Here is a 23,986-nt window from a genome sequence, read left to right as displayed (position 1 = left end):
GAGCACGCCTTGAAGCGCCACGCTCCATGACGCGCCCCACTACTGGATTCCGGCCTGCGCCGGAATGACGAGCGAGATGACAAGGGCTGCCGTCGCGTCGCACTATGTGCGCTGTTTCCAACGCATGCCGTCCACTGGCATGCAGGCGAGGTAGGCCAGATGCCGTCATCACCGCTGCAACCCGACGTCCACGCGTTTTTCCACGCCGACACCAACACCTTTACCTACGTCGTCCACGAAGGCCGCTCCGCGGTGGTGATCGACCCGGTGCTCGACTACGACGCAGCCGCCGCCCGCGTATCGACCACATCGGCGGACGCGGTGATGGCCTATGTGCGCGAGCAGCGGCTCACCGTCGAATGGATCCTGGAGACCCACGCTCACGCCGATCACCTCAGCGCCGGCGATCATCTTCGCGACGCTTTCGGCGCGCGACTCGCCATCGGCGCGGGCATCGTAAGCGTGCAGTCGCGCTTCAAGGCGCTGTTCGGCCTGGGCGAGGAGTTCGTGCCGGATGGCCGCCAGTTCGATCGACTGCTGCGCGATGGCGACGTGCTGCATGCCGGCGTGATGGAGATCCGGGTGATGGCCACGCCCGGCCACACCGACGATGGCCTTACGTACCTGATCGGCGATACGGCTTTCGTGGGCGATACGCTGTTCGCACCGGAAACCGGCACCGCGCGTTGCGATTTCCCCGGTGGCGACGCCACGCGCCTGTACGCATCGATCCAGCGGATTCTGGCGCTGCCGGCGGACACGCGGCTGTTCCTCTGCCACGACTATCCGCCCATCTCGCGCAGCGCCGAAGCGCAGAGCAGCATCGCCGCGCAGCGCCACGGCAATGTGCACGTGAAGGATGGCGCCACCGAAGCTTCGTTCGTCGCGCTGCGCACCGCACGCGACGCCACCTTGCCCGTGCCGCGGCTGTTGCTGCCCGCGCTGCAGGTGAATATCCGCGGCGGCCGCCTGCCGCCGCCGGACGAGCAAGGCGTGCGCTACCTGAGCCTGCCGCTCAACCGCTTCGGCGCCTAGCGCCGGCGCGAACCGCGCAGGCTGTCGACCGAGAAGCTGGCGATCTCGCCGCCGCCCTGCACGCGGCGCGACTGCCCGCTCGGCGGACCCCACGCATGCGCCGTCACCACTTCCCAGGTGGCCGGGATGCGGCCACCGACGCGCAGCGCTTCGTACGCTTCCAGCATCTGCCGGTAGTGCCGCTTGCCGGTAAGGCCGCGCTCGCGCGTGGTGTCGGCGTTGGTGGCGCCCAGGCCTTGCAGCTCCTTCAGCAGCAGGCGTGGCTCGCTGTAGGTGAGGGTGTAGCGGTCCACGTCCAGCACCGGGTCGCGCAGGCCGGCGGCGATCATCGCGTCGCCCAGGTCGTGCATGTCCAGGAAGCGGCTGACGTGCGGCTGCTGGTCGGCCTGCGCCCAGGCTGCGCGCAGTTCCTTCAGCGTGTCCGGGCCGAAGGTGGAGAACAGCAGCAGGCCGCCGGGCTTCAGCACGCGCGCGCATTCGCCGAACAGCGCCTGCAGGTCGTCGATCCACTGGAAGCACAGGTTGGAATGCAGCACGTCCACGCTGCGGTCGGGCAGCGGCAGCGCGGTGGCTTCCGCACACACGCGCTGGAACGGTTTGAACCAGCTCGCATGCTGCTTCGCCGCGCGCAGCATCGGCAGCGCGAGATCGGTCGCCAGCACCTGCGACTTGGCGTAGCGCTTTTTCAGCAGCGCCGCGCCGCGACCGGTGCCGGCGCCGACGTCGACCACCAGGCCGGGCGTTTCCAGATAGAAGTCCAGCCGTTCCAGCAGCAGGTTCTGCACTTCGCGCTGCAAGGCATCGTGCTGTTCGTAGGTGCGCGCGGCGCGGCCGAAGTTGCGGCGGACCTGGCGCTTGTCGATATGGAAGTCGCTCATCGCCAGGTATCCAGCAGAGGGTTGAGGGCCTGCGCCACCGCCTCGGCGTGGCCGAAGAACGGCGCGTGGCCGGCGCGTGCGATCTCGTCGTAGCGGCCGCCGCACTGAGTGGACGACCATTGCATCGCCTGCGGATGCACCAGGCGGTCGCGGTGGCCGGCGATCCACACGCTGGGCACGGCCAGGTCCGGCAAGGCGGCGCGGCGGTCGGTGTCGTCCAGGATGCGGATGCCTTCCTGCAGCACGCGCAAGTCCGGCTCGCCGCGCTCGAAGGCCAGCGCGCGCAGGTGGCGCAGTTCGGCGCGCGGGTCGGCGCTGCCCATGGCTTCGAGCGCGAGGAAGCGTTCCAGCGTGGCGTGGTAGTCGGTTTCCAGGTCGGTGGCGAGCTGGCGTACCAGGGTGGGGTCGCTGCCGTAGGGCCAGCTTGCGTCGCGCACGAATTTCGGCGTGGCGCAGACCATGCCCAGGCCGCGCACCTGGCGCGGGCGTTCCAGCGCGGCGGTCAGCGCGATCAGGCCGCCCATCGACCAGCCCAGCCACAAAGCTGGTGGCGTCGCCGCGGCGATGGCGGCGGCGCACGCGGAAGGCTCCAGTGGAATACCGCAATCGCGCGAATGGCCGTGGCCCGGCAGGTCGACCACGTAAACCGTGCAGCGCGCTTCCAGCGCCTCGGCCAGCGGCGCCATGACGCCGCCGTGCATGGCCCAGCCGTGCAGCATCACCAGCGGCACCGGACCCGTGCCGCGCACTTCCACGTGCAGGCTCATGCGTCCGCTCCGCGGTCGTCGGTCGCGGATGGCGAGAGTTCCTTATCCACCGCGCCGCGTTCGTCGAATACGAAGCAGTCGCCGCGCCAGTAGGCGCCGTCGGTTTCCTCGAAGTATTTCAGGATGCCGCCTTCGAGCTGGAACACGCGCTCCACGCCCAGGTCCTGCATATGCAGCGCGGCCTTCTCGCAGCGGATGCCGCCGGTGCAGTACGACACCACGGTGCGGCCCTCGAAACGTGCGCGATCCGCGGCGACGGCTGCGGGGAAGGCGGTGAAGTTGGCGATGCGGTAATCCACCGCGTTCTCGAACAGGCCGACGCTGGTCTCGTAGTCGTTGCGCGTATCCAGCAGCACCAGCTCGCGCCCATCGTCGTCACGGCCCTGCTCCAGCCAGCGGCGCAGCGTGGCCGGCGCCACCGACGGCGCGCGGCCGCCTTCGGGCCGGATCATCGGCAGCCGCATGGTGATGATTTCCTTCTTCAGCCGCACGCGCATGCGGCCGAACGGCGCCTCGTCGGACAGCGATTCCTTCGGCGCCAGATCGGCGAAGCGCGCGTCTTCGCGCAGCCAGGCCATGAACGCATCGGTCGCCTCGCGCGGACCGGCCAGGAACAGGTTGATCCCTTCCGGCGCCAGCAGGATGGTGCCTTTCAGAGCGAGCGCCAGGCAGCGGTCGAGCACGTGCTCGCGCAGCGCCGGGAGCTGGTCCAGGCTGATGAATTTGTAGGCGGAGAGATTGACGATCGGCATGGGGGGAAAGACGGCAGGCAGCGCGCCATTATACGGGCGGGGTGCCTGCGCCGCCCGCCAGGGCTTCCAGCAGGCGGTCCACGTGCTCTTCCTCGTGGGCGGCCGACAGCGTGATGCGCAACCGCGCCTTGCCGGCAGGGACGGTGGGCGGGCGGATCGCGCCGACCAGGAAGCCCTGTTCCTCCAGCGCCTGCGCCGCCGCCATTACCGCCTCGGCCTCGCCCAGCAGCAGCGGCTGGATGGCGGTATCCGAGGGCATCAAGGGCAGGCCCAACTCGCGCGCGCCGTCGCGGAAGCGGCGGATCAGCGCGGCCAGTTTCTCGCGCCGCCAGCTTTCCTCGCGGGCGACCCGCACCGCGGCCAGCGCGGCGGCGGCAACCGCCGGCGGCATCGCGGTGGTGTAGACATAAGTGCGCGCGGATTGCAGCAGGCCTTCGATCAGGCCGGCGGAGCCAGCGACGAACGCGCCATGGCAACCGAGCGCCTTGCCCAGCGTGGCCATCAGCACCGGCACCTCGCGCTGGCCGAGCTCCAGCAGGCTGAGCGTGCCGGCGCCGTTGTCGCCGAGCACGCCCAGGCCGTGCGCATCGTCGACCAGCAAGGTGGCGTCTTCGCTTTCGCACAGCCGCGCCAGTTCGCGCAGCGGGGCCAGGTCGCCGTCCATGCTGAACACGCCGTCGGTGGCGAGCAGCGCGCCGGCCTCCGTGCGGCTGGCGAGCTGCCGCGCGGCGCCGTCCACGTCGTTATGCGGATAGCGCTTCAGTTCCGCCCCGGCGAGCGCGGCGCCGTCGAGCAGGCTGGCGTGATTGAGCTTGTCCTGCACGCACACGTCGCCCGCGCGCAGCAGCGCCTGCATCACGCCGAGGTTGGCCATATAGCCGGTGGAGAACAGCGCCACGCGTTCGCGCCCGGTCCACTCGGCCAGCGCTTCTTCCAGCGCCGCATGCTCGGCGCGATGGCCGCAGATCAGATGCGCGGCGGTGCTGCCCACGCCTTCGTCGTCGGCGGTGCGCTTGAACGCGGCGATCACCAGCGGATGCTGCGCCAGGCCCAGGTAGTCGTTGCCGCAGAAGCCGAGCAGCCGGCGCCCGCCGCTTTCCAGCCACGGGCCTTCGGCGTGCTCGATGGTGCGCAGCCGGCGCAACAGGCCGGACTGCGCGCGCTCATGCGTGGACTGCGCCAGGCGCGCGAGCAGGGAAGGGCGGGACATGGCGATGCCGCCGGCGCGCGCTCAGGCGGCCGCGCTGCAACCGCAACCGGTGCCGCAACCCGCGGCGACCGGCGTGTCTTCCAGAATATCGGCGTGCACCGTGCCGGCTTCTTCCACCACCTGCAGCGGATGCAGGTCCAGCCGCTGGAACAGGCGGCGGTCGTGTTCCACGTCCGGGTTGCCGGTGGTCAGCAGCTTCTCGCCGTAGAAGATCGAGTTGGCGCCGGCGAAGAAACACAGCGCCTGCACCGCGTCGTCCATCTGCTGGCGGCCGGCGGACAGACGCACCATCGAGGCCGGCATCAGGATGCGCGCGACCGCGATCGTGCGCACGAACTCGAACGGATCCAGCGCCTCGGTGCCTTCCAGCGGCGTGCCTGCCACTTGCACCAACTGATTGATCGGCACCGACTGCGGATGCTCGGGCAGGTTGGCCAGCGTCTGCAGCAGGCCAGCGCGCTGCGCGCGCGTCTCGCCCATGCCGACGATGCCGCCGCAACAGGTCTTCAGGCCCACCGTGCGCACGTGTTCGAGTGTATCGAGGCGGTCCTGGAAGTCGCGGGTGTGGATGATCTCGCCGTAGAACTCCGGCGCCGTATCCAGGTTGTGGTTGTAGTAGTCCAGGCCCGCCTGCTTGAGCGTCTGCGCCTGGCCGCCGTCGAGCATGCCCAGCGTGGCACAGGTTTCCAGCCCCAGCGCCTTCACCGCCGAGACGATCTCGGCCACCTTGGCCACGTCGCGGTCCTTCGGGCTGCGCCACGCCGCGCCCATGCAGAAGCGGCTGGCGCCGGCATCCTTGGCGGCCTGCGCGCGTGCGACCACCGCGTCCACGCTCATCAACTTCTGCGCCTTCACCCCGGTGTCGTAGCGCGCCGCCTGCGGGCAGTACGCGCAATCCTCCGGGCAGCCGCCGGTCTTGATCGACAGCAGGGTGGAGACCTGCACGGCGTTGGGGTCGTGGTGCTCGCGGTGCAGGCTGTGCGCACGGTGCAGCAGCTCGTTGAACGGCAGCGCGAACAGTGCGGCGACCTCGTCGCGGGCCCAGTCGTGGCGGAGAGCTTGAGTCATGGGGATGGCTCTGGCGGGGAAGGCCGACAGTCTGGCAGCGCTGCGGCGTCTGTCAACCAGGATGGTGGTGACGAGGTTGACGATGCGGGAACGTATGGCTCAGGCCCGTCATTCCGGCGCAGGCCGGAATCCAGTAGCGACAACGACTGGTTGTCGTTGGGATGCCAAAGCGGGCCTTTGCATGCGGTCACTCCATATAGCGCCCCGCGCCTGGATTCCGGCCTGCGCCGGAATGACGGCTCTGGGCTACGATCCACCTGTTCAGCCCTTCCAGGAGCCCAGGCATGACCACCGGACAAGGCAGTACGGGCAACGTGCTCGCCGCCATCTGCAGCTTCTTCATCCCCGGCCTCGGCCAGCTGGTGCAGGGGCGCCTGCTGATCGCCATCGTGATGTTCGTGCTGGCCGGCGTGCTGTGGATCGTCTGGCTGGGCTGGATCATCCACCTGTGGTCGATCCTGGATGCGGCGATGTACAAGCCCAAGGGCTAGCACCCCCAGCGGCGCCGCTCCTTCGCAGCGGCGCCGGCTGGCGCTTACTCAAGCTGCATCAGGGCGCTGTGGTCGAGCCGGGTGTCCTCTATATACCCACGCCCTCCGGTACCTCTGAAGCCGTACTCGTGATCGTCCATCACGGCCGTGCCGGTGATGGACTGGCCGGCACGGTCCAGCGTGATGCTGAAGTGGCCGCGGGCGATGGCCTCGCTGGGATCTTCGATGCTGCCGGCGAGGCGGTGGAAACCGTCCAGCATGAACTGGTCGGACGTGATCGCCAGCCGGACGCGGTCACCGGGAACCAGCGTGACGTAAACGCCATCGCCGGGTTTCAGCGCACTCAGCGCAACGAAATCGTAGGCGAGCGGGAAACCCCCGAGGAGGGTATGCGAGGAAGCCGGCCTTGCCGAGATGGCTTCGGCGACGCCGTTCGATCCCGCATGAACGAGGGTGGTCATGCCGAGCATGAGCGCGAAGGCCGTGGCGGCACGAATGGAAATATGGCGAATATGCATGTTCGTCGCTTGCCTTACCGGTAGTTGGCTACTTGCTTGGAGAATTCGTTCATGGCGCGCGTGGCGTCGATCCGGTCGGGCGTACCCAGCGGAATGCCAGTTGCGGGGTCGTAGCGGTCCGGCGTGGCGTAGAACGGAATCCCGTTGCCGGCCATGATCGTGCCGAAGCGCACGTCGCCCTGGTTATACGAACTGCTCTCGCCGCCATGAGCGAGGCCCATGTTGTGGCCCAGCTCATGCCGCATGACCGTCGTTCCGCAGTTGGTGGATCCGGTCGCGACCATGTAGTCGGCGCTGCTGTGGATCCAGGCCAGGCCGCAGCCCTCTTCGGTGCCGACGTAGTAGATGCCGTCCGCGCGCAGCTCGTTGCGCCAGGCCTGGGCCCGGGGGTGATCCCTCAGGTCGCGCAGCGGACCTCCAAGGTCTTTCCAGCTGCTGGAGGCTTCGATCTTCCGGATCGACTTGGCCCGGAAGCGGAAGTTGGCGCCTGAGTTTTCGAGAGCTTCGTTGGTCAGGGCAAAGCTCTCCAGCAGGTGCGCGCGCATGGCGCTCTCGCCGAACTTCGCCGCCGCTTTATCGCTGTACAGGAGCAGCAGGTCGATCGTCACCGTTTCGCGCTTCCACTTGCGCGAGCCATCCACCACGAAGGCGGTCATCTCGCCGGTGCTCATGGCATGGCGAATGCCGCTGCCGATCACCTGGAATCCATACTGCGCACTGGTCCGAACCACCACGCGGGTACCGGGCGCCTGCTGATCGGGCAGCGACAGATACCACCAGAAGTTGGCATCGCCGACGTCGATGAAAGTGCGCGGCGTAGTGAGCGAGGGAACCACGCCGTTCGGGAGGTTCCTGGCCAGATAGTAGGTATCCGGTGCGCTCGTGCTGACCCAGCGCTGGCGCTCTTTGACGTACATGAACTCATACGCCTGCCCGCGCTTGAGCTGCATGGGCTCGGTCGGCGCATTGCCGCTGTTCTCGATTCTTGAGTTCCAGGTGGCCGTTGACGAAATGCGTATCCGGTCGCGGTCGCCGGCCTGCGCCGGCAGGCGGACGCTGCCTACCCAGCTGCCGTCGTACAGCTGCATGGAAGTTCTGGCGGTGGCCGGTGTGGGAATGTCGGTCCTTGCGTTGACCTGCCGCGTGGTCGCGTCGATCAACACCCACTTGCCGAATGCGCTCAGGTATTTGAATGCGTAGGAATCGCCCGTTGCCAGCCTCATGGTGGAGGCATACATCGTGCGGCTCGAATCGATCGATGCGGTATAGGTTGCACGGGAGCGCACGAGCAGGAGGTCGCCATCGTTGGCGTGGCTCGGCAGAATGGGCAGGCGCAGCCAGTTCGCATCCGCCATGGTGTAGACGGTGATGCGTTTTGACTTGCCCGACATGTCGGCGCCGCTGTCGTTGGGCGACAGATAGGCTATGCCGCTGCCTGAAATCGTCCACGCGTCAGCGCCGGACAGGTAGGTGAGGAGAAAGCGGTCGCCGTTGCGGATATCGAGGCTCTTGATGGGCAGGTCGGTGCGGAAGTTGCTCAGGCTGCTGGGATACAGCGCGGTACTGATGATCTCCACCTGATCGCCATTGCGGGGCTTGGCAGGAAGATGGATGGCGCCGGTCCAATTCCCGTTTGCCAGGGTAAACGTTATCCGGCTGTAGCCAGAGGGCAGCTGGCCGCTGCCGAGCTGATTGGGTGCGAGTGAAGCTGTTTGAGCAATTGCGGATAAAGCCATGGTCAGCGCCAGCATGCCCATGGCGGCGATCATCCAGCGCTTCACGCGCCGACTATTGAAGAACACTGCCGTCTCCCATCAATTCACAGTGGCGCACTCGGCTCTGGCGGCAGGGTCTACGACCTGCCCGGCGAGGTACGAACGCGACTTCGGATGCTTCGAAGTGCGGCGAGCCTAGCCGTGCGAAGCGGTAGGAAAGAACTGGATTTTTCCTATCAGATCGGTCGAAGGTAAGGCTGCTCACGGTATCTATCAGGAGAGTCTGAAATGTGAGCCAAGGCTCTCCTGCGGGACCCGGCGGATGAGCAATGCTTAACCATTTGCCGCATGCCTTATGCCGCTTCCGCCTCTTCATCGAGCGTTTGCGCTCTTACATGCCGCTTTGCTGTCCTGGCGCTGCATGCTTTGCGGCGCGCCGGGCGTCGATGGCATGGATTTGTGCGCGCCATGCGCGAAAGAGCTGCCGCGCAACGGTCCATGCTGCGCGCGTTGCGCCTTGCCGCTGCCGATCGCCGCGGCGATGTGCGGGCAATGCCTGCGCCGTGAGCCGCCGTGGGATGGCGCATGGGCACCGTTCCGCTATGGCTGGCCGCTGGACCGGCTGGAGACGCGCTTCAAGTTCGGCGACGACCTTGCCGCGGGGCGCACCCTGGCCGCGTTATGGCGTGAGGAACCCGCCCCGGTTGAACTTCCCGCGTTGTTGGTGCCGGTGCCATTGCATCGCGCCCGCTTGCGCCAGCGCGGCTATAACCAGGCGCTGGAACTGGCCCGGCCGCTGGCTGCGATGCTGGGTATCCCCCTGGGGCAGGACGTGCTTGTCCGCACCCGCGACACCTCTGCGCAGACCGAACTCGATCGCACCGCCCGCCGCCGCAATGTGCGTGGCGCATTCGCCGTGCGCGAGAATGCTGTGCTGCCCGACCACATCGCGCTGTTCGACGATGTCATGACCACTGGCGCCACGATGGCCGAATGCGCACGCCTGCTCAAGCGTGCGGGCGTGCAGCGGGTCGATGCATGGGCGCTGGCACGAGCGCCCATGCACTGACATCACTGGTGCGACTCACACGGTCCGCTCAAGGCGTGATGAGCTGTCCCGCATTCGGGCCATCGGCAAATACATTGGTGCTGAAGACATTCCCCGAGCCTTGGGGATCGTACGCGCCCAATGGCCCGTAGAAGCCGCTGTTCGCGAAATACACCGTCGAGAAGTAGTTATTGGTGACGTGGATGTTGGTGGAATTCCCGGTGCGGCTTCCCGCATACAGCGCATAGGCGCCGCCGGCCATCCAGTTGTTGTCGATGGTGACGTTGCTCAAGGGGCCGAAATCGTCAGTCGCGTAGACCGCCGCGGTTTCGCCGCGGTCGCCGGTGACCTGGTCGAGAAAGGTGTTGTGGCGCAGGATCAGCGGACGCGTGTCGTTGCCGCCATCGTATACATCTTCGAGGTGCGCGTAGTCCGTGCCCGTTCCGTAGATGAAAGCCTGCATGTCGTGCATGTAGTTGTCGTGCACGTAGCCATTGCTGCCGGCGAAGTTGTGCGCAAACTCGGAGATGTCGTTGTAGGCGATCTCGACATCGGGGCCGCCATAGTTCGCGATGCCGTAGTCTTCGCCGCCATTGTCGGCGCCTTGTCCGACCACGCCGACGATGGTGCAGTTAAGCACTTTCAATCCCGAATAACCCTCGGCCAGCATGATGCCCCAATAGCCGGTGGTGCTGATCCGCGAATTCCTGATCGTGACATTATTGGCGCTGACGTTGATCCAGCCGGTGATATCGGCGCCATCGATGACGGTGCCGTCCTGGGTGATGTTGATGCCGTCGGCGCCGCCGGACATGGGCTTGAGCGTGGTGCCTTTCAGCACGCCGGTATTGACGGCGCTGGGAAAGCCGCACGAAACATAATCGCCGCAGCCCATGCTCAGGGCGGGCAGCAGGCTGTGTTTCGTGGCGGCGGATCTGGCGCTCGAACTGCCGCTGCCAAGCGCCAGTACCAGTGCGGCGAGCAGCGGGATAAAGCCAGGCGTCGGGTTGCTTTGTCGTGTGAACATCATGGCACCGTTGATCGAGTGGAGTGGATGTACGGTCGAGAAAGCCAGCGGAACTGAGCTTGCCTGGCGCCGGAAAAGCGCAGCTCGCTGCGCAAGGCCGCGCAGTAGTACTGCGGGTGTATGGCTTCGTCATGTGCTGGGATGCGGGAGATTTCGCGAAGCATCGAAGGCATCACGATTTCTCGATACTGTCCGGAGCATTTCGCTGAATCGCCGATCGACGACGCATGGTTTTGATGACCTCCTGGAGAACCGACATGCTGTATTCGCAAGTGCTCGCCACCGTTCGTCCGCACGATGGCGGCTGGATCGCCGACGCGCCCGAGAGCTGGGCCCAGGGCCGCACCATCTTCGGTGGCCTGCAGGCGGCGCTGGTGGTGCGCGCGATGCGCGACCTGGTGCCGCCGGGCGTGCCCTTGCGCGTGTTGCAGACCAGCTTTATCGCGCCGGTTGCGCCGGGGCCGGTGCGGGTGGAGGCGAGCGTGTTGCGCCGTGGCAAATCGGTGACGCAAGTGGAGGCGCGCATCCTCGCCCAGGGGCAGACCGCCTGCCTGGTGATGGGCGTCTTCGGTGAGTCGCGCTCGTCGGTGCTGGAGATCAAACCGCCGCGGCCAGAGCTGCCGCCGGTGGAAGCCGCCAAGCCTTTCGTCTATGTCGAGGGCATCGCGCCGGCCTTTACCCAGCACGTGGCGACACGCTGGCTCGGTGGCGTGTCGATCTTTCAAGGCAGGGAGGAACCGAGGACCGGCATCTACGTCGGCTTTCGCGACGAACCCTATGCGGGCCCCGGTGCGCTGGGCGAAGCGCAGATCATCGGCTATGCCGACATCGTCCCCACACCAGGGCTGTCCATGCTGAAGCAGCCGACCATGGCCAGCTCACTCACCTGGACCCTGGAACTGCTGACCGACGACTTCGGTCCGGCCCGCGAAGGCCTGTGGCTGATGGACACCGAAGTCACCGCAGGGCACGGCGGCTATCTCAACCAGAGCGCCACGCTGTGGAGTCCGGAGGGGGAGGCGGTGGCATTGAGCCGGCAGAGCGTGGTGGTGTTCGGGTGAGCGGTGGAATCGCCAGGGCCGCGGCCGAAGAGCTGGCTTGAATCTGAACAATCGAGCATGGAAATACAAAATTAAATTGTATTGAAAGGCCTTTGAATGTAATTTAATTGGCATGGCCAAGCGAACTCCCCCCAGCCATCCAGCCGCCCAGCGCGCGATCAAGGCGCTCGGCGAGCGCCTGCGCGCCGCGCGCCTGCGCCGGAAAATGACCCAGGCGGTGATGGCCGAACGCGTGGGCGTCAGCGTTCCCACGCTGGCCAAGCTCGAGGACGGCGACCCGACGATCAGCCTCGCCACCATGTTCCGGGTCCTTGCCGTGCTCAGCCTGGCGGCCGATCTGGACAAGCTGGCGGCCGACGACAAGCTCGGCCGCGAACTGCAGGACGCCCTGCTCGCGCCGCCGCGGCCCAGCGGCCGGCGCTCGGCCTCCACCGCCCCGGTGCGGAGCAAGCCGTGAACGAGCTGGATGTCCGCCTCGACGACGCCACCCTCGGCGGCAGCGCGCTGGTCGGGCACCTGCAGCGGAGCATCAATCGCGGCCGCCAGGTCATCGATTTCGAGTACGCGGAAGATTGGATCGCGGGGACGGGCGATATCGGTCCGTTCGATCTGGATCATCAACTCATCGTCGGTCCGGGCCGCCTCTACGCGCGTGCCGGGGCCCATCGGCTGGCTCCCGCGTTCCAGGATGCATCGCCCGATCGTTGGGGCTGCATGCTGATCGAGCGGCGCGAACGGATCCGCGCGCGCCAGCGCGCAGAAGCACCGCGTCCGCTGAGCGATTGGGATTACCTGGCTGGTGTCAGCGACGAAACCCGCATGGGCGCCTTGCGGCTCTTCAGCCCGGACCAGCAACAGTTCGTGGATAACGATCGCCTGCAGGCACCACCGATGACCGACCTGCGCGAGCTCGAAGCGATCACCGCGGAAGTCGAGCGCAATGACGACGACGACACGCCGGAGCGCATCGAGTGGCTGCTGCATCTCGCTGCCCCCGGCTCGGGCCTCGGCGGTGCACGCCCGAAGGCTTCCATCCGCGATGTCGATGGTTCGCTATGGTTGGCAAAGTTTCCTTCGAACAACGATCGCCAGGACATCGGCCTGTGGGAATTCATTGCCTATCGGCTGGCCTGCGCGGCGGGTGTCGACATGCCCGAGGCGCGGGTCATGCGGTTTTCGGAGCGCGGCCACACCTATCTGGTCCGCCGCTTCGATCGGCACGCTGCCACGCGCCGTGCCTACGCCTCCGCGCTGACGCTGACGGATCGCGAGGATAGCGAGGATAGCGAGGGCGCGTCGTATCTCGACATCGTGCAGGCCATCGAGAACAACGGCGTCGCCCATCGCATCGGCGCCGATCTCGAGCAGCTCTACCGGCGCGTGCTGTTTACGATCCTCATCGGGAATCGGAACGATCACCTGCGCAATCACGGCTTCCTGCGCGAGGGCAATGGCTGGCGCCTTTCGCCGGCCTTCGACATCAATCCTAATCCTGAGAAGGACGCCCACGTCCTGGCCATCGACGAAGTCGATCCGACGCCGGACAGCACGCTGTGGAAGCACAGCGCGGAGTTCTATCGCGTGCCCGGGAAGCGGCTCGCGACGATTGAGCGCGAGGTGCGCGAGGCAGTAGCAGCCTGGCCCGAGGTCGCCCGCCACGCCGGTGCCACCCGCGGCGAGATCGCGCGCATGTCGACTGTGATCGACGCGGCCCGTTAGCGAGAGCACCGTCATGGCGCCTATCCACGGATCTGGAGTTTGCCAGGACGGATAACTCTCAAAGTTCGAAAAACAAATTGCGTTGAGGCCGCATCGAAGGGAACTTGATGGGCATGAGCATCCGCAACGTACCTTGCCATCCGGCAGCCAAACAGGCGCTCAAGGAGCTCGGCGAACGACTGCGTGTCGCGCGCCGGCTGCGGCGCATCACCCAGGTAGCGATGGCCAGGCGCGTCGGCGTCAGCGTGCCGACGCTGGCCAAGCTCGAAGATGGCCATGCCACCTCGAGCATGGCTACGCTGGGCCGCGTCCTCGTCGTGCTGGACCTCACGGCCGACCTGGACAAGCTCGCCGCGGACGACAAGCCCGGGCAAGAGCTCCTGGACACCCAGCTGACCTCGCCGCTGCCCCACTGGTGCCGCCTGGGCAAGATCACGCCGCTGGTGCGGCGCAAGCCTGGAACAGGCTGAGCGGGAACGAGCTGAGCGCCCTGCCTTCAGCGGGTTGAATTGAGATAGATGGGATTACCCACCAGCAGCACCTTGCCGGCCGCATCGCGCACTTCCACCCGCAGCCAGTGCGGCTTGCCGTCGCTGGTCCAGCTGAAGTTGCGGTGCTGGTCGTCCGCGTCGATCCGCGCTTCGACGGCCGGCACGAACGGCTTGCCGTCAAGCAGCACGGCCAGGCTGGTGCCCTTCGCGTGACCGATGTGCACGTCGAACGAAGCGGTGGCTTTCGCCGGTACGCGCAGCGCATCGCCCATGGTCGCCTTCGTGCCATTCGCTTCGCCACTCAATTCCAGCAGGCGGTCGCGGCTGCCTTCCGTATCGATGAATACATGGCCCGCGCGGATGCCGTCCAGGATGGCCGGCATCGACAACTCCTGCGCATACACCACCGTCGCCGGCACGCCGGTCGGATTGGTGCCGATGCGCGCTTCGTTCTGGAACGCCTCGTGGTTGTCGCTGCCACCAATGGCGGTCAGGCGATAACCCTTGGCCAGCTGCGATTCCCAGAACGGCAGGCCGGAGATAGGGGTGCCGATGTCGCTGCCGTTGACCGCTTCCACCGCCTGCACCATGCCCATATCCACTGGCGGCTTGGCGGTCCATCCGCAACCCATGCACACCTCGCCGCTGGGGCGGATCGCGTGGTTGATCGAGATGACGCCGTGCAGCGGCGCGATCGCCTTCAGCAGCGCGTTCCAGTCCGGCACTTCCTTGCTGCCCACGCGGAAATCCACCAACGCGGTGGTGCCGAACAGGTTGGCGTGGCCGGTGAAGGTCGTTACTTCGCGGCCGGGGATCAGCAGCAGCCTGTCGAAGTAGGGCTGCAGTTCGCGCATCGCGTTGGCGTGCGACACGGTGTTGTGGTCGGTGATGGCGATGAAATCCAACCCACGTTGCGCGGCGGCTTGGACGGTGAAGAACAGCGGGCAGGGTACGCGTTCGCCGCTCTGGTTCTTGCAGCCGCCGTCGCTGTGCGCGGTGTGCATGTGCAGATCGCCGCGATACCAGCCGGCTTCCTTGCGCAGCGGCGGATTGAGCACCGCCGGCTCCCAGGCCGGGTCGTTGGCGTGGCCGAACCAGATACTGGCGGTGTAGTTGCTGTGGCTGTCCTTGCGGATATTCGGGATGCCAAGCAGCAGTTGCCAGCGGCCGGGGCGGATCGCGCCGGGCAGGTAGGACGGCGTGGCGTCGGTGGCCGAGATGGTGAACAGCTTCTTGGTGCCGCCGCTCCAGCCGCGGAAGCCATCCTGCCCGCGGAAGCCGTCCGGACCGAGCAGGCCGAGGTCCACCGCGGTCTTTTCCTCGCGGCCGCTGTAGTCGAACTGCACGGTGATGCGGGTGACGCCGGCCGGCACGTCGAAGGGCAGCGTGCGGTAGGTCTGGTGGTCCTTGCCGTTGAGGTCGCCGTGCAGCACGACGTCCGGTTTCTCGGTGTCTGCCGCGCCAGCGCTGAGCGGAAGCAGGGCGGCGGCGAACAGGGCCAGGGAATGCAACAATCGGGTGCTCATGGCTTGGCGGAACCTTGCGGAGAATGGCAGTCGGGTTGGCGGATGGGATTGCAGCGCGCCACCGCATCGGCAGGCAGGCGGACACGATAGTCGCCGAAGCGCGTGTCCGGATGCATGTAATCGGTGGAGACGTACTGCGCGCCGCTCGCGAAGGCGGCTTCGCGCCGGGTGGTGTCGTTGCGTCGGGCCTCGGCGGCGTCGGCATCGGCGCGAGTGCGCACCAGGAAACCTGCCGCGACGTCGCGGCGGATGCGCTCGCCGTCGCGCACGGAGTCGTTGATGGTGAGGTAGGCGGCAGCCGGCGAGGACTCGTCCGTGTTGACGAACATCACGCGGCCTTCGAGCGAAAGCCTGCGGCCACGGTACGCGGCGATTTTCTCCGCATCCTCGTCCAGCACGAAGAACACCTTGCCGCGTGCCTCGCCCAGTGTCGGCCACGCGCCGGCGAGCACCGCCGCGCGCAGATTTCGGTGACGGCCCTGCACAAGATCCGGCGTGACCAGTTCGGTGGGCCCGAACACCGAGCGCACCTCCGCATCCAGCGCATCGAAGGCCCGTTCGTCGAACGCCAGCGGCGCGGCCGCACCCGGGCCACCCTTGCCGTCCTTGGCATTGATCAGAATCATGATCGGCACATGTCGCCGATGCGCGCGCGACCAGTTGCGGATCTGCGCCAGGCACACCACGAAGGTCTGGCAGTTGCTGCGGAAATCGATATCGGCCAGGTGCATCACCTTGAAGCCGGGATGCAGCATCTGCGCCGCCGCTTCCGGCGACCACGGCGAGGTGGCGTAGCCTTTGCGCAGCGCGCCGGGCGGATGCGCGTAGTGGCCGCCTTTCGGGTCGTAGTACACGTCGAGCTCGATGGTGCGGGCGCCTTCGTCGAGCTGCGCGGACAGCGCCGGGTGCGCGTAGTCGATGCCATCCGCGCCGCGCGGATCGTGCGCACGGTGCGCGGCGAGTTCCGCCGGCGGCATCGCCTGCTTGTAGCTGTTGTGCGTGCCCACCGTCTGCAGCTCGTTCAGATGCAGCTGGCGATCCAGTGCGTTCAGATCGCAAGCGGGGCCGGCGTGTTCGAGATCGCACGCGCCGGCACTGCCTACCCAGAACAGCAGGGCCGCCGTCGCGAGTCGATAAAGCGAGATTCGTTGTGTCATGCGTGATGGGGCCGGGTTCGCACCCGGCCCCATGTCCTCAGAAGCGATACATGATCGCCGCACGATACGCGCGGCCCAGGATCGGACGGGCGATAAACGTGTTGGCACCCGCATCCGCGCTTGCCAACTCACCCGCACGCGGGTTGCCTTCGGTCAGGCCCAGCGAGTTGGTGATGTTGTCGGCATAGAAGAACAGCGAGCACATCGACGAGATGTCGTAGCGTGCACTGGCGCTCCACACGTCGTACGAGGGCAGCTTTACCGAGTTGGCGGTATCCACATAGCGCTCGCCCTCATACTCGTAGGCGAGCTGCAGGCGCAGCTTGCCGCCGAGCAGGTTCACGCCGGGCACCACGCGGTAGCTCTGCTTCGGCACGCGGATCAGCTGGTTGCCTTCGTAGTCGCGCAGCACCGGTGCGCCGGCCACCAGCTCGGTATAGCGCAGGCCCTTGTACTGCGGGTCCTGCAGGGTGGCGGTGACCTGCACGTCGAACCAGTCCACCGGATACCAGGTGCCTTCCAGTTCCAGGCCCTTGGTCTTGGTGTCGGCATAGCCCTGCTGGCTGGTGGAGGTATTGCCGTTGGGATTGAACACGTAGTTGCTGAAGCCGACGTTGTTGTACTTGGTGTAGAACGCGGTGGCGTACAGGTCGACCTGGCGATCGGTGTACTTGTAGCCGATCTCGCCCAGCTTCATGGTCTGGGTCACCGGCACCGCGGTCGGATTGGTGATGTAGGTGCTCAGGTTGGGCAGGCGGAAGGTCGGCGTCCAGCGCGCGAACACGCCCGAGCGCGGCGAGAACTGCCAGTTCGCGCCGAGGGTCCAGCCCAGCTTGTTGAAGGTGTGGTCCCACGGCACGTACTGGCCGGTGCCGGTGATGATCTGCGTGGCGGCCGGCGTGCCCAGGTTCACCGTCTGCTTGGTCTCGGTCTTGCCGCGGGTGTTGACCTGCTCCCAGCGCACGCCGCCATCGATGCGCAGGTCGTCGGTGACCTGCCATTCGTCGGAAACATAGAAAGCGTTGGTGGTCGAGGTGCCGCTGGCGTTCTCCCACTCGTAGCCGTAGCGCGAGATACCGTGGTCGGTGAGGTTGGAGATCGGCTGGCCGGCGCCGTTCACCGCCACCAGGTCGAGCAGGCGCGCATTGTTGGTGGCATCGAGCAGCGCCACCGAGGAGTAACGGCTGAAATCCTGGTCGAAGCGGGCGTAGTAGTAGCCGAAGGTGACGTCGTGGGTCTGGCTGCCCAGCTCGAACTTGCGCAGCAGGCGCGTGTCGTTGATGAACTCCTTCACCGGCATGGTCACGCCGCGCAGGCCGCCCACCACCACCAGGCCGTTGCCGTTCTGGTTGGCGTTGTCGAACACCTGGTTGGGGTTGTCCACGTAGCGCAGTTGCAGGCCGGCGGCGCCGGCCGGCTTCTGGCCGGCCACCGAAGCGAGATACTTGGTGGCGCTCATCAGCGAGTTCGGGAACACGCCGTTGCGCTGGGTGTGGGTGTCGTCGTAGCGCATCGACTCGGCCAGCTTCCAGCCGCCGCCCAGTTCGTAATCGAACTTCAGCGTGAGCTGGTCGCGCTTCACGTGCGTGCCCTCGCTGTTGTCGAAGTTGTACAGGCCGCCATTGCCCATCTTCATCAGCACGTGCTCGGTTTCGGGGCCGGCCAGCGTGCCGTAGTTGCCATCGAAGCCGGGTACCGCACGGATGTCGCCGTTCGAGGTGGTGCGCATCGGGACACCAAGGTACAGCGCGACCTTGTCGTCCAGGTGCTTGACGTCGGCGCTGAAACTGCCGCCTTCGAAATCGCGCGCCAGGTTCAAGCGGATCTGGCCGCCGTCGTTGGCGTTGAACTTGGGATCGCGGATGCCGCTGTCGGTGCGGTAGAAACCGCCCGCGCTCAGCTTCCAGCCATTGCCGACCGGCGCGCCGACCCAGAAGTCGCCGCGGGTGAGGCCGTAGTCGCCCACGGTGAACTTGAGCAGGCCCTCGGCCTTGTCACCCACCTTGCGGGGGATGAAGTTGATCGCGCCGGCCGGCGCGTTCGAATAGAACACCGAGGACGGGCCGCCGCGCACCACTTCGATGCGCTCGATCGTCTCGTCCAGGCGGAAGGCCTGGTCGGCATTGAGATAGCCCAGCGCCGGGTCGTGCTGCACCGGCACGCCGTCCTCCAGCAGGTTGACCGAGCCGAAACCGTCCACCGGGATGCCGCGCGCGCGGATATTGCCGCTGGCTTCGCCGCCGGAGGCTTCGACCCAGAAGCCTGGCACGGATTTCATCGCCTCGGTCACCGAGGTCGGCGCCTGCATGCGCAGGCGGTCTTCGTCGATGGTGGTGATCGAATAGCTGGTCTCCGCCTTGGTGCGCGTTTCCACGCCGGAACGGGCGGTGACCACGATGCCGTCGAGGTTCTTGGCGCGGTCGGTGGCCGGCTTGCTGTTGTCGCTGGTGGAGGGGTTGCTGTCCTGCGCGCTGGCATGCGGTGCGAAGGAGCAAAGCAGGCCGCCCAGCAGGGCCAGGCCGATGGCGTGGCTGATCGATGTGGTGCGCAACGTCGTGACTCCGGGGAAGAGGGGGTGACGGAGCGATGTGTGCGGGCAGCCCCAGGCACGGCACTGCGCGCGGATTCTGTGGGAATCGCGATGAGTGTCGTGTGGAGGCTTCCCTGGCCCGGACACAGGCTCTGACCCCGCGCAAGTTAGGTCGGCGCCATGACAGCGAAGCTCAGGGGGGATGACGTGTAGCCGACAGCTTGGGTTTAGACGTCCAAAACTGTCATGAAACTGTTGCGTAACGGGTCACCCAGGGGCGGCTGGCCGCCCCTGGGTGAATGTGCCCGGATTAATGGGCGGTGCGGGGCTCGCGCGCGGGTACGGCCACCCTTCGGCGGCGCAGCAGTACGAAGGACGCGGCTGCGAGCGCCAACGTCAACGCCGCCAAGCCGACGAGCAAGCCGCCGAATGCGCCGCTATAGCCGTGCAACAAGGCTTCGCGACCGATGGCCGGAGCCACGCTGGCGGCGTGCGCCATGCTGCCGCTGGCCAGGCTGGCTGCTGCTGCCACCGCCTGCTCGCGCGGCGCCGATGTCAGTTGCGTTTCGATCAAGCCCGTCAGCGCCGTGCCCACCGCCGCCATGGCGATCGCCTCGCCGGCCACGCGCGTGGTGGTGAAGAAGCCGGTCGCCATGCCGGCGCGCTCCTTCGGCACCACGCTCACCGCCAGGTCGTCCATCAAGCCCCAGGGCAGGCCGGAGCCGGTACCGATCAACAGCAAGGGCCACAGCAGCGCGTTCCAATCCGCACCCGGTACGGCCACTACACGCAGCCAGAGCAGACCGGCGGCGGCGAGGCCCAGGCCGAGTGCCGAGAGCAGGCCCGCCGACAGCCAGCGCGTCAGCAAGGCGCCGACGAACGGCACCACCAGCATCGGCACCGACAGCGGGATCATCAGCAAGCCTGCCGCCACTTCACTGCGTCCTTCCACGCCGACGAAGCGCAGCGGCAGGAAGATCAGCAGCACCACGTAGCACAGCGCGGTGGCCAGCGGCAGCGCCTGCGCGCCGAGGAAGCGCGGGTTGCGGAACAGCGACAGGTCCAGCATCGGCCGCGGCACGCGGCGTTCCACGTAGACGAACAGCGCGAGCATGGCGGCCGCGGCCGCCACCAGCAGCAGCGGCAGATGTCCGTTCGGGTGGCGTGGTGCTTCGATGATGCCGAAGGTGAGCAGCACCAATGCAGCGGTGAAGCTCAGGCTGCCGGGCAGGTCCAGGCCTTGCGCGCCGGGATCGCGCGTCTCGCGCATGCGCGGCACGCCGACGACCAGCACCAGGACGCCGATCGCCGCGGTGGAGAGAAACACCGCGCGCCAACCCAGGCCGCCGATCAACCATGCGGAAAGCAGTGGACCGAATGCCAACCCGAGACCAAAGGTGGTCCCGAGCAGGCTGTATGCCCGCGTGCGCGCATGGCCTTCGAACTCCTGCGCCAATGAAGCGGCGCCGGCGGACATGGTGAGCCCGGCGGCGATGCCTTGAGCGGCGCGGCCCAGATCCAGCCACCACAGGTTGCGCGACAGCGCGAGCAGCACCGACAAGCCGGTGAACAGGCCGATCCCCAAAGTGAAGATGCGCTTGCGCCCGTACTGGTCGGCCAGCGCGCCGGCCGCCATCACGCTGCCGCCGAAGGCGAGGATGAAGGCGTTCACCGCCCACGACAGCAGGCGCGGATCGCTGCCCAGGGCCTGCCCGATCGCCGGCAACGCAATCGCTGGCCCGGTAAAGCTCAGCGGCATGCCCAGTCCGGCCAGGCATACCGCCGCCAGCACCAGCAGCCGGTCGCGCAGGCTGTGCTGCGCGAGGGAGGAAGCACCATCAGGCATTGGCGCCACCGTCTACGGTGAACGCGGCGCCGGAGGCGAAGCGGCCTTCGTCGCTGGCCAGCCAGGCCACCATGCCGGCGATGTTGGAGGCGTCGCCGTAGCGCTGGATCGCCATGCGCGCGCGCTGCCCATCGGCGTGGTCGCCGTCGGCCGGATTCATGTCGGTGTTGGTGGAGCCGGGCTGCACCAGGTTGACGGTGATGCCGCGCGGGCCGAGGTCGCGCGCCAGACCCTTGGTGAAGGCCGACAACGCGGACTTGCTCATCGAGTACAGCGTCATGCCCGCGAACGGCACGCTATCGGCCAGGCAGCTGCCGATGCTGATGATGCGGCCGCCCTCGCCCAGATGCCGCGCCGCCGCCTGCGAGGCGACGAACACCGCACGCACATTGACCGCCATGGTGCGCTCGTAGTCCTCCAGCGTGGTCTCCTCGAATGCGCCGCCGAGGAAGATGCCGGCGTTGTTGATCAGGATGTCCAGCCGCCCCAATTCCGCGGCGACCTGGTCCACCGTTGCGCGCAGCGCTGCCGGATCGGCCGCGTCCGCCTGGTAGGCGCGCGCCTTGCCGCCCGCCGCTTCGATCTGCTGCACCAGGGCCTGGGCCTTGTCCGGGGAGCTGACGTAGGTGAACGCCACCGCCGCCCCATCCCGCGCCAGTCGCTGCACGATCGCCGCGCCGATCCCGCGCGAGCCGCCGGTCACCAGTGCCACCTTGCCGTTGAGATCGCTCATGCTCGTGTCGCCTTTTATGTAATGATCGATACATAAATAGAAACAGCCCTTGACTGGGGCTGTCAAGGACTTTATGTATTGAGCGCTACAGAAAGGTGCGCGCGATGACAGCGACGACGAAAGAGCGGGGCCGCCCGCGCAAGTTCGACCGCGACCAGGTCCTGCGCCTGGCGATGGAGGTATTCCTGGATCGCGGCTATGACGGCGCGTCGGTGGGCGACCTCACCACGGCGATGGGCATCAACGCACCCAGCCTGTACGCCGCGTTCGGCTGCAAGGAGGCCTTGTTCCGCGAGGCGCTGGACCTGTATGTGAACTCGGTGGGGCCGCGCACGCTGGACGAGCTGGGCAAGCGCGACGTTTCCGCGCGCGGCGCCGTGGATGCGATGTTGCGGGAAGCCGCGCGACGCTTCGGCAATGGCCGCGGCTGCCTGGTGGTGCTGGGGGCGACGCATCGGACGGCGGATAACGAGGCGGTGTTCCATGACCTCGCCGAACGCAGGAACGAGACCCAGGCGCTGATCCGCCGGCGCTTGAAGCAGGGTGTGGCCGATGGCGATGTGTCGGCAGCGGTGGATATCGGCACAGTGGCCGCGTTCTACGCCACCGTACTCAACGGGCTTTCGCTGCAGGCGCGCGACGGCGCGTCGCGTAAGCAGCTGCTGGGCGTGGTGGATTGCGCGATGAAAGCCTGGGACGGGTTGATAGGCCCCGCATCGGCGTAGGTTGGGGTGAGCCAAGGGCGAACCCCAACAAGGTGAAGCGCCCGGGATGTGCCGATGTTGGGGTTCGCCTTCGGCTCACCCCAATCTACGTCGGCGTCTTCGTTCCGGCGCTCACTTCACCGCCAGCGCCAGCACGATCCCCACCCACAGCACCATGCCCAGCCAGTTGTTGTTGCGGAACGCCCACAGGCAGGCCGCGCGGTCATGCGTGCGGATACGCCACAACTGCCAACCGAACAGCCCCGCCGCGACCACCAGCCCCAGCCAATACGGCCAGCCCAGCGTGGCGCGCTGCCCGACGAACACCATCGCCAGCAGGAAGGTGCCGATCAGGATGCCCAGGATCGGCAGGTCCGCGTCGCCGAACAGGATCGCCGTCGACTTCGCGCCAGCCTTCAGATCGTCATCGCGATCGACCATCGCGTACTGCGTGTCGTAGATCACCGACCACAGGATATTGCCGATAAACAGCAGCCACCCCAGCGGCGGCACGTTATTGCCCACCGCCGCGAACGCCATCGGGATCGACCAGCCGAACGCTGCCCCCAGCACCACCTGCGGCATATAGGTGTAGCGCTTGGTGAACGGATACAGCGCGGCCAGCGCGGCGCCGGCAAAGGACAGCTTGATGGTCAGCGCGTTGGTGAACAGCACCAGCAGAAAGGAAAACGCCAGCAGCACGCCGAACACGATCAGCGCCTCGCGTGGCGTCACCCGGCCGGCCGCGATCGGGCGCCCGGCGGTGCGTTCGACCTGCGGGTCCAGCTTGCGGTCGGCGTAGTCGTTGATGGCGCAACCGGCGGCGCGCATGGCGAACACGCCCACGGTGAAGATCAGCAGCGCCTTGATCGGCGGGAAATCGCCCGCCGCCAGCCACAGCGCCCACCAGGTCGGCCACAGCAGCAGCAGGGCGCCGATCGGGCGGTCCATGCGGGTCAGCACCAGGTAGTCGCGTGCCTTTTCCTGGTAGTGCGGTGGCAGCCGTTGCAGCAGCAGGTCCAGCACGCGGGTGGCGCGGCTGGAGCTGTCGGCCGGGCCGGCCGGCGGGGCGGCGGCGGGGCGCGGACGCGCCGAGCCGGAGGAGGGAACGCGCCGCTGGCGCTTGCGGGAAGTCGGGGCCATGCAGCGAAGTTTAGCGTGGGCGGTCGGCGAGGTTGGAGTGACGGAGGCCGTGAAATGCCGCTGTCATGGACTTGGGTCCGGCCGCGCGCATACTCTCACGCGTCGCCCGAGGAGCCGCCATGCCCAAGGCCATCAGCCACATCGCATTGATCGTGCATGACCCGGACCAGACCGCACGGCTGTTCGCCGCAGTCTTCCCCGATGCCCGCATCCTGGTCTCCGCGCCCGACGACAGCCACCACCAGGAAGCCCACGTGGAACTGGCCGGCGTGTGCTTCGTGCTGGTCAAGGGGATGGGGCCGGCCACCCGCCACGGCGACCATATCGCCCTGGCCGTCGACGCGGCCGAGCTGCGCGCCTGCGCCGAGCGGCTGAGCGTGCTGAAGATCGAGTACCAGCTCGCGCGCGGCGAGAGCGCCCTGTACTTCAGCGACTACGACAACCACGTGTTCGAGCTGGATGCGACCTAGGTTGGGGTAAGCCGCAGGCGAACCCCAACCATGCGAGACGCTTGAACGTTGCCATGTTGGGGTTCGCCTGCGGCTCACCCCAACCTACGGCGTCGCG

23 protein-coding genes are annotated in these 23,986 nt (G+C 67.1%); 9 read left to right on the top strand and 14 right to left on the bottom strand.

Features of this window, described 5'->3' with window-relative positions:
• Positions 1–159 precede the first annotated feature (159 nt).
• Positions 160–1,035 (top strand): MBL fold metallo-hydrolase, encoded by an 876-nt coding sequence (locus tag AB4083_RS17700; RefSeq protein ID WP_441609525.1) that lies wholly within the window; start codon positions 160–162, stop codon positions 1,033–1,035.
• Here AB4083_RS17700 and bioC read toward each other — a convergent pair.
• The 5 genes from bioC to bioB are packed head-to-tail and all read right to left on the bottom strand — an operon-like array spanning position 1,032 to position 5,710.
• Positions 1,032–1,913, bottom strand: coding sequence for a malonyl-ACP O-methyltransferase BioC (gene bioC, locus AB4083_RS17695; RefSeq protein WP_441609523.1), 882 nt, complete (start codon positions 1,911–1,913; stop codon positions 1,032–1,034). The genes AB4083_RS17700 and bioC overlap by 4 nt on opposite strands.
• On the bottom strand, positions 1,910–2,680 hold the full coding sequence (gene bioH, locus AB4083_RS17690; protein WP_441609521.1) for a pimeloyl-ACP methyl ester esterase BioH: 771 nt from the start codon (positions 2,678–2,680) through the stop codon (positions 1,910–1,912). Before bioH ends, bioC begins: the two co-directional genes overlap by 4 nt.
• The gene (locus AB4083_RS17685; RefSeq protein ID WP_441609520.1) at positions 2,677–3,432 is read right to left on the bottom strand and encodes a sulfurtransferase; all 756 of its coding nucleotides are present in this window, start codon (positions 3,430–3,432) and stop codon (positions 2,677–2,679) included. The genes bioH and AB4083_RS17685 overlap by 4 nt, the downstream gene beginning before the upstream one ends.
• 28 nt (positions 3,433–3,460) lie before the next feature.
• A complete protein-coding gene (gene bioF / locus AB4083_RS17680; RefSeq protein ID WP_441609519.1) occupies positions 3,461–4,642 on the bottom strand; it encodes an 8-amino-7-oxononanoate synthase in 1,182 nt (393 codons plus the stop codon).
• Positions 4,643–4,663: 21 nt separating this feature from the next.
• Positions 4,664–5,710: a biotin synthase BioB gene (bioB, locus tag AB4083_RS17675; RefSeq protein WP_441609518.1), complete on the bottom strand. Its 1,047-nt coding sequence runs from the start codon at positions 5,708–5,710 to the stop codon at positions 4,664–4,666.
• 284 nt (positions 5,711–5,994) lie between these two features.
• On the opposite strand from bioB, the gene AB4083_RS17670 reads away from it, so the two are divergent.
• On the top strand, positions 5,995–6,201 hold the full coding sequence (locus tag AB4083_RS17670) for a hypothetical protein (RefSeq protein ID WP_441609516.1): 207 nt from the start codon (positions 5,995–5,997) through the stop codon (positions 6,199–6,201).
• 44 nt (positions 6,202–6,245) lie between these two features.
• Here AB4083_RS17670 and AB4083_RS17665 read toward each other — a convergent pair whose 3' ends face one another.
• Together AB4083_RS17665 and AB4083_RS17660 are read right to left on the bottom strand one after the other, a co-directional pair.
• A complete protein-coding gene (locus AB4083_RS17665; RefSeq protein ID WP_441609514.1) occupies positions 6,246–6,719 on the bottom strand; it encodes a hypothetical protein in 474 nt (157 codons plus the stop codon).
• 14 nt (positions 6,720–6,733) lie between these two features.
• Entirely contained in the window at positions 6,734–8,521 is a 1,788-nt protein-coding gene (locus tag AB4083_RS17660; protein ID WP_441609512.1) for a M12 family metallo-peptidase, read from the bottom strand.
• Between the two features lie 268 nt (positions 8,522–8,789).
• On the opposite strand from AB4083_RS17660, the gene AB4083_RS17655 reads away from it, so the two are divergent.
• Positions 8,790–9,503, top strand: a complete 714-nt coding sequence (locus AB4083_RS17655) for a ComF family protein (protein WP_441609510.1) — start codon at positions 8,790–8,792, stop codon at positions 9,501–9,503.
• A 28-nt stretch (positions 9,504–9,531) separates the two neighbouring features.
• On the opposite strand, the gene AB4083_RS17650 is transcribed toward AB4083_RS17655, so the two are convergent.
• Complete coding sequence (locus AB4083_RS17650; RefSeq protein WP_441609508.1) at positions 9,532–10,509, bottom strand: hypothetical protein; 978 nt, start codon at positions 10,507–10,509, stop codon at positions 9,532–9,534.
• 257 nt (positions 10,510–10,766) lie between these two features.
• On the opposite strand from AB4083_RS17650, the gene AB4083_RS17645 reads away from it, so the two are divergent.
• The 4 genes from AB4083_RS17645 (at position 10,767) to AB4083_RS17630 (ending at position 13,759) form a co-directional block, all read left to right on the top strand.
• Positions 10,767–11,570 (top strand): thioesterase family protein, encoded by an 804-nt coding sequence (locus AB4083_RS17645; protein WP_441609506.1) that lies wholly within the window; start codon positions 10,767–10,769, stop codon positions 11,568–11,570.
• Between the two features lie 112 nt (positions 11,571–11,682).
• Entirely contained in the window at positions 11,683–12,027 is a 345-nt protein-coding gene (locus tag AB4083_RS17640) for a helix-turn-helix transcriptional regulator (RefSeq protein ID WP_441609504.1), read from the top strand.
• The gene (locus AB4083_RS17635; protein WP_441609502.1) at positions 12,024–13,289 is read left to right on the top strand and encodes a type II toxin-antitoxin system HipA family toxin; all 1,266 of its coding nucleotides are present in this window, start codon (positions 12,024–12,026) and stop codon (positions 13,287–13,289) included. Before AB4083_RS17640 ends, AB4083_RS17635 begins: the two co-directional genes overlap by 4 nt.
• 113 nt (positions 13,290–13,402) lie before the next feature.
• Positions 13,403–13,759 carry a helix-turn-helix domain-containing protein gene (locus AB4083_RS17630; RefSeq protein ID WP_441609500.1) on the top strand — a complete coding sequence of 119 codons (357 nt, stop codon included), beginning with the start codon at positions 13,403–13,405 and terminating at the stop codon, positions 13,757–13,759.
• A 26-nt stretch (positions 13,760–13,785) separates the two neighbouring features.
• Here the strand turns inward: AB4083_RS17630 and AB4083_RS17625 are convergent, their stop codons facing one another.
• The 5 genes from AB4083_RS17625 to AB4083_RS17605 form a co-directional block, all read right to left on the bottom strand.
• Positions 13,786–15,306 carry a CehA/McbA family metallohydrolase gene (locus AB4083_RS17625; protein WP_441609499.1) on the bottom strand — a complete coding sequence of 507 codons (1,521 nt, stop codon included), beginning with the start codon at positions 15,304–15,306 and terminating at the stop codon, positions 13,786–13,788.
• Positions 15,303–16,463, bottom strand: a complete 1,161-nt coding sequence (locus AB4083_RS17620; protein WP_441609497.1) for a phosphatidylinositol-specific phospholipase C1-like protein — start codon at positions 16,461–16,463, stop codon at positions 15,303–15,305. The genes AB4083_RS17625 and AB4083_RS17620 overlap by 4 nt, the downstream gene beginning before the upstream one ends.
• A 37-nt stretch (positions 16,464–16,500) precedes the next feature.
• Positions 16,501–19,014, bottom strand: a complete 2,514-nt coding sequence (locus AB4083_RS17615) for a TonB-dependent receptor (protein WP_441609496.1) — start codon at positions 19,012–19,014, stop codon at positions 16,501–16,503.
• A 289-nt stretch (positions 19,015–19,303) separates the two neighbouring features.
• Complete coding sequence (locus AB4083_RS17610; protein WP_441609494.1) at positions 19,304–20,839, bottom strand: MFS transporter; 1,536 nt, start codon at positions 20,837–20,839, stop codon at positions 19,304–19,306.
• Positions 20,832–21,572, bottom strand: coding sequence for a 3-oxoacyl-ACP reductase family protein (locus tag AB4083_RS17605; protein ID WP_441609492.1), 741 nt, complete (start codon positions 21,570–21,572; stop codon positions 20,832–20,834). Before AB4083_RS17605 ends, AB4083_RS17610 begins: the two co-directional genes overlap by 8 nt.
• 104 nt (positions 21,573–21,676) lie before the next feature.
• On the opposite strand from AB4083_RS17605, the gene AB4083_RS17600 reads away from it, so the two are divergent.
• Positions 21,677–22,297: a TetR/AcrR family transcriptional regulator gene (locus AB4083_RS17600; RefSeq protein ID WP_441609490.1), complete on the top strand. Its 621-nt coding sequence runs from the start codon at positions 21,677–21,679 to the stop codon at positions 22,295–22,297.
• A gap of 111 nt (positions 22,298–22,408) precedes the next feature.
• Here AB4083_RS17600 and ubiA read toward each other — a convergent pair whose 3' ends face one another.
• Entirely contained in the window at positions 22,409–23,302 is an 894-nt protein-coding gene (gene ubiA / locus AB4083_RS17595) for a 4-hydroxybenzoate octaprenyltransferase (protein ID WP_441609569.1), read from the bottom strand.
• A 236-nt stretch (positions 23,303–23,538) separates the two neighbouring features.
• On the opposite strand from ubiA, the gene AB4083_RS17590 reads away from it, so the two are divergent.
• The gene (locus AB4083_RS17590) at positions 23,539–23,889 is read left to right on the top strand and encodes a hypothetical protein (protein WP_441609488.1); all 351 of its coding nucleotides are present in this window, start codon (positions 23,539–23,541) and stop codon (positions 23,887–23,889) included.
• The last annotated feature ends 97 nt before the right edge of the window (positions 23,890–23,986 follow it).

It is taken from the genome of Dyella sp. 2RAB6 (assembly GCF_052115385.1).
Taxonomy (GTDB): Bacteria; Pseudomonadota; Gammaproteobacteria; order Xanthomonadales; family Rhodanobacteraceae; genus Dyella_D.
The sequence above is the reverse complement of the archived record's forward strand: the minus strand, read 5'-3'. Positions and strand labels throughout refer to the sequence as shown.